At 42.7% G+C, this 15,167-nt stretch carries 11 protein-coding genes; 2 read left to right on the top strand and 9 right to left on the bottom strand.

Going from position 1 to position 15,167, the window contains the following annotated elements; genetic code table 11:
* Positions 1–12: 12 nt before the first annotated feature.
* Together LQ226_RS09510 and ku are read right to left on the bottom strand one after the other, a co-directional pair.
* The gene (locus LQ226_RS09510; protein ID WP_231417660.1) at positions 13–1,029 is read right to left on the bottom strand and encodes an acyltransferase family protein; all 1,017 of its coding nucleotides are present in this window, start codon (positions 1,027–1,029) and stop codon (positions 13–15) included.
* Between the two features lie 106 nt (positions 1,030–1,135).
* Positions 1,136–1,990, bottom strand: a complete 855-nt coding sequence (gene ku / locus LQ226_RS09505) for a non-homologous end joining protein Ku (RefSeq protein WP_231417659.1) — start codon at positions 1,988–1,990, stop codon at positions 1,136–1,138.
* Between the two features lie 48 nt (positions 1,991–2,038).
* Between ku and LQ226_RS09500 the strand changes: the two genes are divergently transcribed.
* Positions 2,039–3,883: a DNA ligase D gene (locus LQ226_RS09500; RefSeq protein WP_231417658.1), complete on the top strand. Its 1,845-nt coding sequence runs from the start codon at positions 2,039–2,041 to the stop codon at positions 3,881–3,883.
* A 37-nt stretch (positions 3,884–3,920) separates the two neighbouring features.
* Here LQ226_RS09500 and LQ226_RS09495 read toward each other — a convergent pair whose 3' ends face one another.
* Together LQ226_RS09495 and LQ226_RS09490 are read right to left on the bottom strand one after the other, a co-directional pair.
* Positions 3,921–4,928, bottom strand: coding sequence for an alpha/beta hydrolase (locus LQ226_RS09495; protein ID WP_231417657.1), 1,008 nt, complete (start codon positions 4,926–4,928; stop codon positions 3,921–3,923).
* A gap of 127 nt (positions 4,929–5,055) precedes the next feature.
* Positions 5,056–6,219, bottom strand: a complete 1,164-nt coding sequence (locus tag LQ226_RS09490; protein ID WP_231417656.1) for an MFS transporter — start codon at positions 6,217–6,219, stop codon at positions 5,056–5,058.
* 177 nt (positions 6,220–6,396) lie between these two features.
* Between LQ226_RS09490 and LQ226_RS09485 the strand changes: the two genes are divergently transcribed.
* The gene (locus LQ226_RS09485) at positions 6,397–7,155 is read left to right on the top strand and encodes a TrmB family transcriptional regulator (RefSeq protein WP_231417972.1); all 759 of its coding nucleotides are present in this window, start codon (positions 6,397–6,399) and stop codon (positions 7,153–7,155) included.
* A 38-nt stretch (positions 7,156–7,193) separates the two neighbouring features.
* Here the strand turns inward: LQ226_RS09485 and LQ226_RS09480 are convergent, their stop codons facing one another.
* The 5 genes from LQ226_RS09480 to LQ226_RS09460 form a co-directional block, all read right to left on the bottom strand.
* Entirely contained in the window at positions 7,194–10,079 is a 2,886-nt protein-coding gene (locus tag LQ226_RS09480; protein ID WP_231417655.1) for an S-layer homology domain-containing protein, read from the bottom strand.
* A gap of 219 nt (positions 10,080–10,298) precedes the next feature.
* Positions 10,299–11,531, bottom strand: coding sequence for a Glu/Leu/Phe/Val family dehydrogenase (locus LQ226_RS09475; RefSeq protein ID WP_231417654.1), 1,233 nt, complete (start codon positions 11,529–11,531; stop codon positions 10,299–10,301).
* Between the two features lie 63 nt (positions 11,532–11,594).
* On the bottom strand, positions 11,595–12,038 hold the full coding sequence (locus tag LQ226_RS09470) for a YueI family protein (protein WP_231417653.1): 444 nt from the start codon (positions 12,036–12,038) through the stop codon (positions 11,595–11,597).
* Positions 12,039–12,171: 133 nt separating this feature from the next.
* A complete protein-coding gene (locus LQ226_RS09465) occupies positions 12,172–13,413 on the bottom strand; it encodes an aminopeptidase (RefSeq protein WP_231417652.1) in 1,242 nt (413 codons plus the stop codon).
* 128 nt (positions 13,414–13,541) lie between these two features.
* Positions 13,542–14,981 (bottom strand): cryptochrome/photolyase family protein, encoded by a 1,440-nt coding sequence (locus LQ226_RS09460; RefSeq protein WP_231417651.1) that lies wholly within the window; start codon positions 14,979–14,981, stop codon positions 13,542–13,544.
* Positions 14,982–15,167 lie beyond the last annotated feature (186 nt).

Here is a 15,167-nt window from a genome sequence, read left to right as displayed (position 1 = left end):
AGCGCCTCTTTTCTAATGGGTAGAACCTGAGCCCACTTCTTTAACAGGATACTTCTTAACCTTCCATCCAAAGGATTTCCACTGAAGAATCGGTGTCATGAGCGTCACGGCAGGTTTCGAGACAAATAGTCCCATTATAATAAACGAAAATGTCACAAGATAAATGACATCATACGGAGAGTAAACATGAATTAAGTCGTGTTCACGGATTAACTGGATCACGAAACCATGCAATAAATATACATAAAGCGTATATGCTCCATACTTTGTCCATGAATAGGTCTTAGTTGGGATCCATGCTAAGACACTAAACGCCATGGAGATACTCACCGCATAACACGCTAATCGGATAAAGCCTCCCCATTCAGGCATTCTGAGCACTGTGTAAGACTTTGACCCAAAGAACCAACTTGTATCAAATGAAGGAGCGAAGAGAATGGCGAGTGCGACAGAAAGCATAACGCCGAGTGCCAACACTCTCGTTCTTGTCTCACGTAACCAGTTCATTTCATCTGTGCCAATCCAATGACCGATTAAGAAGAACGGGAAGAATACAAATGTTCTCGACAGACTGAACGAATGATCAATCCCACTCATATATCCTACTAAGACACCAATTTGAATGGATATAAAGATCGCCATGTGCTTTGGCAATCGTCTATACCAATAAAGCATAATGTGCCAACAGAACAGACTCACCAGGAACCAAAGAGCCCATTGCGGCTCAAATGGAGGCTTCCACCATCCAGACTTCCCTATGAGAGCATAATAGATTGTATAAATAGCTTGAAAACTTAAATAAGGAAGCAGGAGTTTCTTCGCCAACTTTAAGGCATATGTTTTATTCATTTTCGCTTGAGCGAAATATCCAGAAACGATTATAAATGCAGGCATGTGGAACGTATAGATCCACTTATAAAGTACGTTGTATAGCGGGTGCTGATCCGTAAAGGGCTGAATCACATGCCCGAATACGACAAGAAACATTAAAATCCATTTTGCATTATCGAAATAGGCTTCTCTCTTCATAACAAACCCCTCCTTTTAGAACGGTTACCACAACCGTTCGTATATAAGAGGGGGTTTAGGAAGGATGTTATTGAATTGTAATCCTTGTATCACGTAATCGTAATGTTTAGGATGTTTTCTTTGACGTTGACTTCTGTTCGTTCCCAGTTTTAGCAGATTTCTTCTTCGTCGATTTCTTTTTCGTTTTCTTATTATTCTTATCGAGCGACTTCTCGAGTGCCTCCATTAAGTCTGTTACATTATCCGGCGTAGGCTTTGGCTCAGCGGTAGAAATGTCTTCATTGTTCTTCTTCGCCTCGATTAGATCAAGGAGCGCTTGACGGTAATCATCCTTATATTGTTCAGGATCAAAGTCACTGGTTAGCTGCTCTACAAGTGTCTTCGCTGTTTCTAATTCTTTTTTCCCTAACTCCATCTCTTCAGGTACATTCGGTACTTCCTTCACGTCTCTGACCTCATCAGGATAATGAATGGTCTCCATCACTAATGTATTCTCATACACCCTTACAATCGCCAGCTGTTCTTTGGATCGTATGATAATTTTGGCTACCCCAATCTTCTCTGTATCCGTAAGAGTTTGCCTTAGTAAAGAGTAAGCCTTTGTCCCTCCTTCATCAGGAGAGAGATAATAACTTTTCTCAAAATAAATCGGATCTATATCTGATAACTTAACGAAGTCCATGATCTCAACCGCTTTAGAAGACTGCTCCTTCTTTAATTCCTCTAGTTCTTCGTCATCTAACACAACGAACTTATTCTTTGCATATTCATACGCCTTCACAATTTCTTCTTTCTCTACCTCACGTTCACACACCGGGCATGTACGTTCATATTCAATCGGTGATTTGCACTCATCATGAAGCTGACGCAGGCTAATATCTTTATTTTCTGTTGCTGAATGAAGTTTGACCGGAATATTCACGAGACCAAAACTAATCGTCCCTTTCCACATTGTATGCATAGGATTCACCCTCTTTTTCTTTTAGCGTTTGCAACAAGGCTTTGTTTTATGATGAAACGAGTAAATCAGGAAGGGTTAGGTACACTAGTGGAAAAGGAGGTTCTTATGCTAAAACCTATGCTTCCAACGCTCACTGAAGATACTCCCGAAGGACCGTCATGGGTGTATGAAGTGAAATATGATGGTTTCCGCGCATTACTCCATTGGACCAAGGAAAACGTTACTCTAACAAGTCGAAATGGAAATGACCTAACCGATCAGTTCCCAGAAATTATTAAAGCAATAGCCGATCAAACGCCATCCGTTAAAAACGAACTCCCCCTTTTGCTTGACGGTGAAATCTGTATCCTCACGACTTCTATTCAAAGTCAATTCTCACTCTTGCAAAAGCGGAACAGAATGCGAAGTAAAGATCCTATAAATCAAGCCGCAGCGGAACGCCCTGCCACCTTTGTCGCGTTCGACCTTCTTAAACAAAATAACGAAACCTACATGAGCCAGTCTTATCAAGAAAGGCGCAAAAGACTGGGAAAGTGGAAAGACTGTGTACACATTGTGGACAGCTACTCCAATTTAAAAGACATTCAAGAGCTTGTTTTCTTGCACAGAGGAGAAGGAATTGTAGCAAAGAACAAGAAAAGTACCTATAAACCTGGTGAACGGAGCAATGATTGGCTTAAGATTAAAAATTGGCGAGTGATTCAAACGGTGCTTACCGCTTATAAACCAGAGAACGGCTATTTCCATGCAGCTGTGTATAAAGGGGATAACCTTGTGGATGTGGGTTCTGTGAAACACGGTCTGTCCACAGAGGGTCAACAAACTCTTCAAACTTTCTTTACAAATAAAGGACAAAAATCCGGAGATCTCTATACGCTCCAAACGGGTGTCTGCGTAGGAGTTCGGTGCCTCCATGCTCAGAAAAATGATTTACGAGAGCCGATGTTTGATTCATTTTTACTAGAGTTATCCCCAGAAGACTGTACCTTGGATCAAATGGAGTGGGATTTATCCCTTTTTCCACAAATGGAGTATACGAATCTTGATAAAACCCTTTGGCCTGGGCCGCCTTTTCAAAAGCGAGATCTGTTGATGTATTTACGAAAAGTAGCTCCTTATCTTTTGCCTTTTGTGAAGGATAAGAAGTTAACGGTGATTCGCTTTCCTGAGGGGATCGATGAGGAATCCTTCTTCCAAAAGCACTTGCCAGACTATGCGCCAATGTTTGTTAACCGACTAGAGGGATCTGAGGAGACTTATATGATCTGTAACGACCTCCCCACGCTTCTCTGGCATGGGAATCAAGGAGCTATTGAGTATCACCTTCCATTTGAAAAAGTGGATGAAACAGCACCAGATGAGATTGTCTTTGACCTTGACCCACCTGAACGGGAGGCCTTCCCTCTCGCGATCAAAGCCGCTACCCTTTTAAAAACCATATTTGATCGGCTCGAACTACTGACTTTTGTTAAGACAAGCGGCGGAAAAGGCATGCAAGTTCATATTCCTATACAGCCTGGAAGCTTAACGTATGAAGAAACCCGTGCATTCACTGAGAAGGTCGCTCAATTGGTGATAGGGCAACATCCCGACCTGTTTACAACCGAACGCTTAAAAAAGAATCGGGGCAACCGCCTCTACATTGACTATGTTCAGCATGCTGAGGGTAAGACCATTATCTCCCCCTATTCCCCTCGAGGTCGGGAGGGCGCAACTGTAGCAACACCGCTTTACTGGGAGGAAGTCAAGGAGACATTAGATCCTTCCTCTTTCCATATCGGAAATACATTAGATCGCCTCGAAGAAATAGGATGTCCATTCGCTTCTTTCCATGAAACACGAGAAGCCCAGAACTTACAGCTCGTTAAGAAATTGATTGAAGAAGAATCGTGAAAGAAATTATACAAAAGAGGCTTAGAGATCTAAAACTCTAAGCCTTTAATTTTTCTGTATTCAGTTGCGTTAACCAATCGAGTGTCTGTTCATTGTAGACAGATTCACCGACCTTGGTATGAAGTTCTACATGTTCGCCGTCCTGGACCGTTCGTAGTTGCGTCAAAGGGTGAGACTGCTTTGAATAAACACTTTCAATGACCTCATAGAAAGCATCCCGATCTGAAGTCCCATGCCAGAAAAGGATGGGGATGTCACTACTGGTCTTGAACACATTTTGTATAGGGTGATCGTCTTTCCTAAATCCCATCTTTCTCTTCCATAAAAGATATAGAAAAGGAAGCGATATGTAGACAGGAAGCCCACTCCAAACATGTAATTGCCTCGCAAGTATGGAGGGAGTCACAACAATGGAAGAGTCTAAGATAATCGCATCCACTAAAGGTGTGACCTTATTGACTGCATAGTATAGCGACGTATTTCCTCCGTAAGAATACCCGATTAAACCAACAAATTCGTGCCCCATCTCTTTAGCATAGTCCACAACCGTGGCAAGGTCTTCGCTCTCTAGAGCACCACCTGTAACCTTATGAGCTCCTTCTCTTTCTCCAATTGGATATTCAAAGGTAATGACCGAATACCCTCGTGCTGCGAAGTACTTAAATTGCTCATAAGAAGACTCTCCTAATTGCTCCCTGGAGAGGCCGAAGCCATGGGAGTAGATAAGGACTGGATTCCCAACCGATGCTTGGGTTGAAGGAATATACCATCCCTTAATCGGATGACCAGTTGGGGTTGTTAACTCTATATCTCTATAATTTAACCCCACTTCCTTTTGTGGGTTACTCGTTGCGGTCGCCATTTTGTCATTGTTCAATGACGTGAAGATATGATTGTAGATCATAAAGAAACCTATTATGTAGATAAGAATTAAAGTGGTATCCATTCCTATATACCACAGCCAGCTTCCACCAAAGATAAGGCGAGAAAAAGGAATAGCTAGCACTAGAGCGAAGGCACTATACAGTATTTTTCCGATAATCATTCTCTCCCATCCTCTTTGAATACCATTATCTTTTCATAAAAATTGGATAATTTCTACTATTTTTTCAATTAACACAGATAAAAAAGCATGGATTATGAACATCCATGCTTACTCCGATCCGTATATCCTATCGTTCCCCAACCGCAACTTCACTCCGTTGGCGCGTCATGGAGAATACAGCAGCTCCTAGAGCAATGACAATAAACACTCCTCCAACTGTTGCGTTATACTCTACAGAGGCCCGTTCAATCACAATACTTCCAATGGACGAACCAAGAGCAATTCCGAGGTGAAGGCTTGAGTTATTTAAGCTCTGTTGAATATCTGATGACTCAGGGGCTGATTCAATCAGATAGCTTTGTTGAGCAGGAGTTACAGCCCAGCTGAGCATACTCCAGATCACCATCACGATTAAAAACAGCGGAAACGAGAACGTCGTGTAAGGTATGAGGAATATGGAGACGGCAAATACCGAAATAATCCCTAATACCGAAGGCTTTGTACCGAAACGATCGGCTAACATGCCACCAACGCCTCCTCCTAATACAGCGGCAACGCCAAAGATCAGATAAACAATACTGACCCACGTTCCGTTCAACCCCATTGTCGTTTTTAAGAATGGAGTTAGATACCCGTATAACGTCAAGTGACCGGCCAGAAATAGAAAGGAGGTCATTTGCGCAAACAGAATCTTGTGATCCTTAAGCGTCTTCAGTTGCTCTTTTATAGGGATTGATGGTTTAGGCGCAATGCGTTCCATAAAGAAATATACGCCTGCCATTGAAAGCAATGTTAATACGGTGATTAACACAAAGGGAGCACGCCACCCAAAAGCGTTTCCTAGCATTAACCCGAAGGGAACGCCCAATACGAGCGAGCCGCTGATTCCCATAAATACAATGCCAATCGCTCGTGCACGATACGCATCGCTGACAATGTTTGAAGCAAGTGTTACACAAAGTACGACAAGGAGCGCCCCACTAGCTGCTGAGACCATTCTGGCTGCCATCAAAACAGCATACGTCGGCGCAAATACGGCAATGATATTTCCTACCAAGAACACAACGAGTGTCCATAACGTCAGTTTCTTTCGCTCGATTTGAGACGTCATGGCTAAGAGAATAGGACCAGCAATCGCAAATACGACAGAAAAAATTGATATTAAGAGTCCTGCTTTCCCTACTGTAACGCCAAGATCTAGCGCTACTAAGTCTAAAATTCCACCTATAATCAGTTCGACCATGCCTACTACAAAGGCAACGATCGTTAATAGATATACACGCTTATCCATCCATACCGCCCTCTCATTTTCGTTACCACTATAATGGTAACTCCAAAAACTTGAAAGTACAAGCCCAAATTCTATGACCCCCCAGGGTGCCCCACCTTCCACCTGTCCTTCTCACATAAGAAATTCAGATATGCTAAGATAGAGCTAACGAATCGAACGAAAAGGGAGCTATGAATGATGCTTCAACCATTTGGATTTACACAATATGAAAGCAAGATATATGAAGCCCTCATTTCTATCAATGAACCCCTTGATGCAACGGGAATTGTTAAACGATCTGGCGTCCCCCGCTCAAAGGTGTATGAAGTGCTTCATCGTATGAGTGAAAAAGGTATGATTTTAGAATCTACGGTTGATAAGAAACGACAATATACGGCTTTACCAATTGAATCAACCATTGAGAAACTAAAGGCCGACTTCGAGGCAAACGTTGAACATTTACGGAATATCCCTACCGTTGAAACGCCGTCTGATGATCGAGTATGGACATTAAAAGATGATCAATCCATCCAGGCCGTTCAAAGGGAAATGATTAAAGAGGCAACAGATTCCATTATTATTTCGGGGTGGGCTGATGACTTACGCGTACACCTGCCGTTACTCGAGGAGTTTGAACGAAATGGAGGAGAGGTAGAAGTTCACACCATCGGTGAACTGAATACATCCATTACCAATGTGTCGGTATTAGTGCCAAACTCTATGCACGAAGCATTAGAACGAAGTCGCATTCTTATCATCGACCATCAAGTGATGATTTTTGCTGGCATTGAACAAAACGTTTGGCAAGCTATTCAAACAGAATCACAGCCTTTGGTTAAATTCTTTAAAGAATTTTTCTACCATGATGTGGCCTTAACTGAAATTACTAAGAAATACAGTGATACCATCTTAGAGGATTCGAATATTCGGGAATTGCTTTTGAAATTACGGTATTAAAAAAACCTCACCAACTTGACGTTGGTGAGGTTTTTTCTTTACTTAATTTGTTTGTGTAGCATGTAAACCACTTTCGCTGCTTGTCCGCGATTTGCATTTGCTAATGGGTCAAAGTCATTCCCATTATACCCTTCCATGATACCAAGCTCTCTGGCAGCATCGATATAGTGGTTAAAGTAATCATTGATTTCATTTTCATCATCGTACATGTAATCTTCAGTCACTTCATATTCCATACCCATTTTTGCCTCATAGGCTTCAACTAGCATAACAGCCATTTCCTGGCGTGTAATGGAGCGATGAGGAGCAAATTTAGTTTCAGATATTCCATCTGTAATACCAACCTGGTAGGCAGCAGCTACTTCATCTGCAAATGTGTCCCCCACATCATCAAATGGAACTTCCATATCTGTTTCAAACCCAAGTGATCTTACAAGAATGGCTGTAAACTCACCACGTGTGATCTCTCTTGCAGGTTCAAAATGGTTTTCGTCTACTCCTTTTACGACACCTTGATCAGCAAGGGCCTGAATTGGTTCATAAGCCCAATGGTCTTTCGGTACATCTTCAAACATAGCTTCTTCGACTGGTTCTTTATCTTCCGTTTCAAATTGTTCAGGATACTGATTCACGATCGCACCACTGAATAGTTTAGCCGGCGTAAACATATGACCATATCCACTACGCGCAATTCTCCATGCCGCATCATAATCTTCGTCGACGTATTTATCGAACGTCTTCGTCAACTGGTCAACGTGCACTGCCAATCCTTGTGCCAATTTAGCAGATGGAACGCGACCGTCTGTTGCCTGATCCATAAATAGAGAGAAGTCTTTACGATAGTCATCTAACTCATCAAGGGCTTTTTGTTTCGCTTCTTCATCATCACTGGCTGTTGCCTTTACGTAATCAACAAAGTAGCCGATATGTGAGCTCCACAGATCTTTAAATTGTTCGCCTGCCTCATCCCCGTAAACAGATCCAATGGCAGAAGCCAATTCTTCTGTATTCATAGATAGGGTTTTAACATTGGCATCAAACTCTGGTGCTCCTTCAATGCCGTTTTGCATCGCCTGCTGAGCTAGGGCAAAGTGCTCAGACAGAAGGAAATCAAGGCGGGAACGAAGCTCAGCCGCAGGTGTCATCGCTTTCGTTTCGTTATATTCTTCAGGGAACTGGCTTACGATCGCACTAGACAGACCTTTACTGGTCATATACATGTGTTCCATCGCATTACTCTGAATCATATACGCTTTCTCATAGTCTCCATCAACGAATGCTTCAAATCCATCGATAAGTTGATCCTTATGAGTTTCAAGCCCTTCAGCAAGACCTTCCGCTTTTAGTTTTCCATCTGTTGCAGTAGAGATGAATTGAGAGAATTCTTCTTTATAGTCAGAAAGGTTATCTAATGCCTCCTGCTTGGCTTCTTCGTTGCCTTCACCTGTTGCTGTTACATAATCAACGAAGTAACCAACGTGGTCGCTCCACAGGTCTTTAAATTGTTCGCCAGCGTCTTCTCCATATACGTTTGTCATGGCCATGGCTAAATCATCTGTGTTTTTGCTAAGCGCTTCAGCAGCCTGGGAGAAGTCTTCGTCCCCGTTTGCTCCTTTACGCATCGCTGTCATCGCTAAATACACATGCTCAGAGAATAAACGATCAAGGGTTGCGCGAAGTTCAACCGCAGGAGTTGAAACGGTTGGGCCATCCATTTCTGTTGTAAATAGATCTGGATATTGCTTCACAATCGCACTGCTAAATAGCTTCGCTGGAGTAAACATGTGGCCATATCCTTCACGGGCGATTTCCCAAGCTTTGTCATAATCTTCATTTACATACGCATCGAATGTTCCCGTTAGTTGTTTAACGTGTGTTTGAAGACCTTTGGCAAGTCCATCTGCCGGCACGCCACCATCTGTTGCTGTACTCATAAAGGAAGAAAAGTCTTCACGATATTCATCCAGCTCATCTAACGCGTCCTGACGTGCTTCTTCATCTTGTTCCCCTGTTGCCACCACGTAATTAACGAAATATTGAATATGAGAACTCCAAAGCTTCTTGAACTTCTCTTCTCCTTTATCTCCATAGACGGAGCCAATGGTCGCAGCTAGCTCATCTGTGTTCGCATTTAGCGTATTAAGATTTGCCTCAAATTCCGGTGCTCCCTGGATGCCATTTTGCATCGCTTGTTGAGCAAGCGCAAAGTGCTCAGACAACAAGAAATCTAAATCAGAACGAAGCTGGGCAGCTTTCGTAACTGATTTCGTCGAATTGAACTTGTCAGGATATTGATTCACAATCGCACTTGAGAGCCCCTTACTCGTCATATACATATGCTCCATGGCTTCACTTTGAGTCTCGTAAGCTGCTTCATAGTCTCCTTCTACAAATTCGTTAAAGCCTCTGATTAGCTGATCTTTATGCGTTTCTAACCCTTCAGCTAATGCCTCAGCTTTAAGCTGTCCATTGGTAGCGTTTGAAATAAACGTAGAGAATTCTTCTTTATAATCAGAAAGGTTAGCAAGCGCTTCTTCTTTCGCATCTTCATCCTCAGCAGCCGTAGCCTTTACATAATCTACGAAGTACCCAACGTGATCACTCCATAATTGATTGAACTTCTCACCGGCGTTCACTCCATAAACACTGGCCATCGCCATTGTTAAATCTTCTGTATTTCCATTTAAAGCTTCTGCAGCTTCTTCAAAGTCAGGGTCTCCGTTTGCCCCTTTCCTCATCGCTGTCATCGCTAAGTACACATGCTCAGAGAACAGTTTATCAAGCGTTGCTCTAAGCTCAACCGCTTCCGTTTGTACTGTTGGCTTCATCACTTTCTCTCCGTGATTGTCTGCAAATGTAATGCTACTTGGAATAAGCAAAGAAGCACTTAACGCCCCTGCTGTTACAACTCGTTTAATATTCAATAAATAACCTCCCTAATGTTTTGCCACCGCCGAACGCTGTTGAAATATGTATAAAATCTGTGCTGAAATAAGCATTAAATAATGACCATGACTTAGGTCTTATTCCTCTCTGAAGAATATTTAAACGCTTTCAAACCGATTGAACTCAAAAATCTTGCATTTGAGATATACTTTTATAGATTCTTGACGGAATCAGGCAAAAAAAAAGAATGGGTTGAATTAATCAACCCATCCACGTGCGTACATCGCATCACCTAACCGCTTCACTGCTAAGTAGAAGGCAGCGTGGCGCATACTTTTATCAATATCTTCTTTCATATCATAAACTTCCTGGAACGCAATAGACATGTCTTTATCTAAGCGCTCGTTAACGACTTCTTTCGCCCAGTGGTCGTGCATATCGTTTTGCATCCATTCAAATGCAGAAACCATCACGCCACCTGAGTTACAAAGAATATCCGGGATGACGAACACCCCGTTTTCTGCCAGGATATCGTCGCCTTCTTCCGTTGTTGGACCGTTTGCTGCTTCAGCTACAATCTTGGCTTTAATCTTCGGTGCTGTGTCTTTCGTTAACTGGTTTTCAAGCGCCGCGGGTATGAAGATGTCACACTCGACATCAAAGATCTCTGTTGGATCTTTCTCGTCTGTATACCCTTTTAACGTTTCATTTTCTTCCATATACTCTAGCATATCCGGAATGTCTAAACCGCTCTCATCATAGACGAGCGTATCCACATCGGCGATAGCCGTCACCTTCATCCCTTTTTCGTAAAGAGATTTGGCTGTAACCGAACCTACATTGCCGAAGCCTTGAATAGCTACTGTGGACTCTTCCGCATCCATATCTAACTTCTTCAGCGCTTCTAATATGTTAATGACCACGCCACGGCCTGTTGCCTCTACGCGACCTTCAGAACCACCAACAACTGGAGGTTTCCCTGTGATGAAACCAGGAATATTGCGGCCTCTTAATTTGAAGAACTCATCCATCATCCAGCCCATGACACGACCATTCGTGTTCACATCTGGTGCCGGGATATCTTTTTGAGGTCCAATAACCGGTTCGATCTGCTGAACGTATTGGCGGCTTAGCCGCTGTAGTTCACGTTTTGATAATGTACTTGGGTCAATTTGAACGCCACCTTTGGCCCCTCCAAAAGGAAGTTTTAAAATGGATGTTTTCATCGTCATCCACATGGAGAGAGCCACAACTTCTTCTTCACTTACATTTTCGTGAAAGCGAATGCCACCCTTACCAGGACCTAAGAGGTCACTATGAACGGAGCGAAAACCTGTATAGGTCTCGATCGTTCCGTCGTCTCTTTCAAGAGGAATCGAAATTTTAATGCAGTGCTTGGGTTCCTTTAAGATTTGATAGACAGAAGGGGATAGATCCAGCTCTTCTACTACCTCGTTGATTTGCTTTTGTAACCAATCTAATGTGCTCACAGAGTCACTCCTTCGTCTTAGTCTATAAGACATCTTCCCAAAGCAAGCACTGCCGAAACCAAATTATGGTTTCCTTCTTAAGAAATTAAGGAAGCGCTTCACCATATTCCCCTTCACTTCAGGGCTCGTACCGGTTACCTCCTCTTGTAAAAAAATCTCCTCTACATCTACAGCGTGCTCATACGTGAGGACAGCTCCGAGGTCAGAATTGGCTTCTCGGTTATTAATTACCGTATATTCAAGTCCGTGTTTTAAAGCACTATCTCGGTAGGCCTTATAATAACGGGAACTAATCTTACCATTGAGGAGAAGATGGGCTTTCGGGTTATTCTTCATAACCTCCTCCATCTCTATAGCCCCTTTCCCCTTCATAACCTGTCCCTTCGTCAGCGCGAACACGACACGTTCTCGAATGGTACCTAAATAACGCTTCCTCTCTCCAGGCTTTGTTTCAGGCGTACCATAGATCCCATTTTGTAAATAATCTTCTACTTGTTTATCACTCATCTTGTTCATCCTTTATCTGGTGTATCTTTTTAGAGTCCCCAACACCCCAGGAACCATGTGAATACCTTCACTATAAGAAAAAGAAGACACAAATAAAAGCCCAAACACAAGGTTTGGACTTTTTCGTTATGCTTTATTCAAAATCAATGGCCCAATTTCCGTTTCGGAAAATCGGTTCAGACGTACCATCTTCATAGACCCCATCAATATCCATCTCAGCAGACCCCATCATAAAGTCTTCATGGACCATACTCTCATTAACCCCGTGCTTGGCTTTTTCTTCTTCACTCATATCAGAACCGCCTTTTACATTTGTAGGATAAGCGCCTCCTAAAGCTAAGTGACAAGATGCATTCTCATCATACAACGTGTTAAAGAAGATAAGCTCTGATTGAGAGATCGGAGAATGGTGAGGAACAAGCGCTACTTCACCTAGATGGCGAGCTCCTTCATCGGTATCAAGAAGAAGTTTTAACGTCTCTTCGCCTTGTTCTGCTTTGAAGTCTACAACTTTTCCATTCTCAAATTTCAATGTAAAGTTCTCAATTAGATTGCCTGCATAATTCAATGGTTTCGTGCTTGTTACGGTGCCATTGACTCCGTCTTTATGTGGCATTGTGAATACTTCTTCAGTCGGCATATTCGGATTAAACTTCACCCCGTCTTGAGATTTCGTATCTCCTCCATGCCAAATGTGGTTATCCACTAATTGAAGAGAGAGATCTGTTCCTGGCCCTTTATATACCAGCTTTTTGTACTGCTTTTCATTCAAGTAAGCACGGGCTTTTCGTAACGTTGCGTTATGCTCTTCCCACGCTGCAATTGGATCGTCCTGATCAATTCGTGTGATCTTAAAGATTTGATCCCATAGCTGATCCATCGCTTCTTCTTCTGTAGCACTCGGGTAAATCTTCTTCGCCCAATTTACTGTTGGAACAGAGACGATTGACCATGTAATCTTGTCATTCATCACATATTGCTGGTATTCCTTCATGGCTTGGCCGCCTGCTTTGTTGGCTGCTGCCACGCGATTTGGATCGATGTCTTTCAGTAGATCGGGATTCGGCGCATAGATTGAAAGAACAGAAGCTCCGTCCTTGGCATAACTCATGACCTCGTCTACTTTCCAACCGGGTACATTCTCTAACACTTCCATGGGAGCATTCTTCATTTTTAAGTACGTTAAATCTTCATCTGACCAACGAACGTGTACATCTTTCGCTCCTGCCTCGTAAGCTCGCTTGGCAACGATTCTTACAAAATCGGCATTCTCCACGCTCGAATTAATCACTAACGCTTGGCCTTCTTGTAAATTAACCCCTGTATGTATAGCAAGATCTGCATACTTTTGTAGCTGTTGTTCCGTTGGTTTCATGGTTCATTTCCCTCCATAATCCTTTTCTTTTTTCTATTTTCTTATTATTTCATATTTTCAAAACCTTGCCTAGTCAAAGAGATAGAGGCAAGGTTTTAGGAGTAGAAATTGCAAAAGTGAGTCTGCCTTCATGAATCTTTGCGCTGTTCAAATACTTCGATCGCACGCTTTCGCATCGTTTTATGATCAACGCTTGGTTCTGGATAATCTTCCCCTATTTTACAGTTGTACTGGTTTTGTTCTTCATCCGACATTTTGGATGGTTCATGAATATATTTCTTCGGAACATCTTTTAGTTCAGGAAGGTAGGATCTGATAAATGTTCCTTCTGGGTCAAACCGTTCAGATTGTCTGGTTGGATTGAATACGCGGAAATAAGGGACAGCATCTGTTCCAGTTGAGGCCGCCCATTGCCAGCCGCCAATATTTGAGGAAGCATCATAATCAATGAGGCATTCTTCGAAATATCGTTCCCCTTTTCTCCAGTCCATCAAATAGTCCTTTGTCAGGAATGAAGCCACGACCATCCTTAGACGATTGTGCATCCACCCGATGGTATTCAACTGACGCATAGCCGCGTCCACAATCGGATATCCGGTCTGCCCTTGCTTCCACTTCTCAAAGTACTCTTCATCCTGGTTCCAATCAATTCCCTGGTATTGATCGCTGACTTCTTCGTCCTTGCTGTTTGGATAAATATAATAAATCATATTATAAAAATCCCGCCAGGCAATTTCAGAGATATACGTCTCAAGCCCTTTCGACTCTCCGTTATCTTCTTTAATCTCCATGGCTTTGTGATAGACGGTCCGCGGGGAAAGGACGCCATTTTTCAAATAAGGAGAAATCATACTCGTAGCATTCTTCGATGGGAAGTCTCGATTTTCTTCATAGTGATGGACTTTATGATGGAGAAAATGAGCCAACCGCCCAACAGCTGATCGTTCCCCTATGTGATTCCATTCTTTCGTGCATTTGGAGAGGAGGTCTCGAAAGGCTTTCTCCCCTCTCTTGAATTGATCGGTATAATCTGCCCCAAGTTCAGAAAGCTTCTGCTTATCAACCCTGAATACGGCGGGCTTTTCTAATGAGGACCACATCCGATAATAGGGGGTGAAAACCTTGTAATAGCCCCCATCTTTTTTATGAACTTCTTCAGCCCCATGTATATGGGCATCAACAAAGCTCTCTACATCTATGCCTTGAGCTTCGAGCCACTTGTTTACTTTCTGATCCCGTTCTCTTCCAAAGCCTACTTCGTCTTTATTATAAAAAACAGAACGGATCGCAAAGTCTTGGTCTAGTAAGTGTTGAAAGGCTTCTTCTACTTCCCCTGTTATAAAGTGGATAGGGAAGTCATATTCTGCTGCGTGGTTGATTAGATCCTCAAGCGTTCGGAAGAAATAATCATGGCGAACCGTGAACGATTCATTAAGCGATGGGTGTATATGAAACAATCCGAGTACTTTAGCTCTGGATTGTTCAGCATCTTTTAAAGCATAATACAACGCCTTATGATCACTCAGGCGTAGATCTTGCCGAAACCAAACGATGTTCACCTTTTGCATAAGGCACCTCCTCCTTCATTCTATACCCCATCCTACCCAAACCTCACCACACTTATAAACTCTCAATGCGTCCAGAGGCACACCCCTTCGGTGCCTGACACCCTTTAGCGAAATAAAGGAGTAAAGGAGTAAAGGGTGTCTGACACCTTATGACTCGCTAAAGCAATAAAGGGTGTCTGACACGTG

The organism is Pontibacillus sp. HN14 (genome assembly GCF_021129245.1).
Lineage (GTDB): Bacteria > Bacillota > Bacilli > Bacillales > BH030062 > Pontibacillus.
Note: the sequence above shows the minus strand (reverse complement) of the source record. Positions and strands in the feature narration are given on the sequence as shown.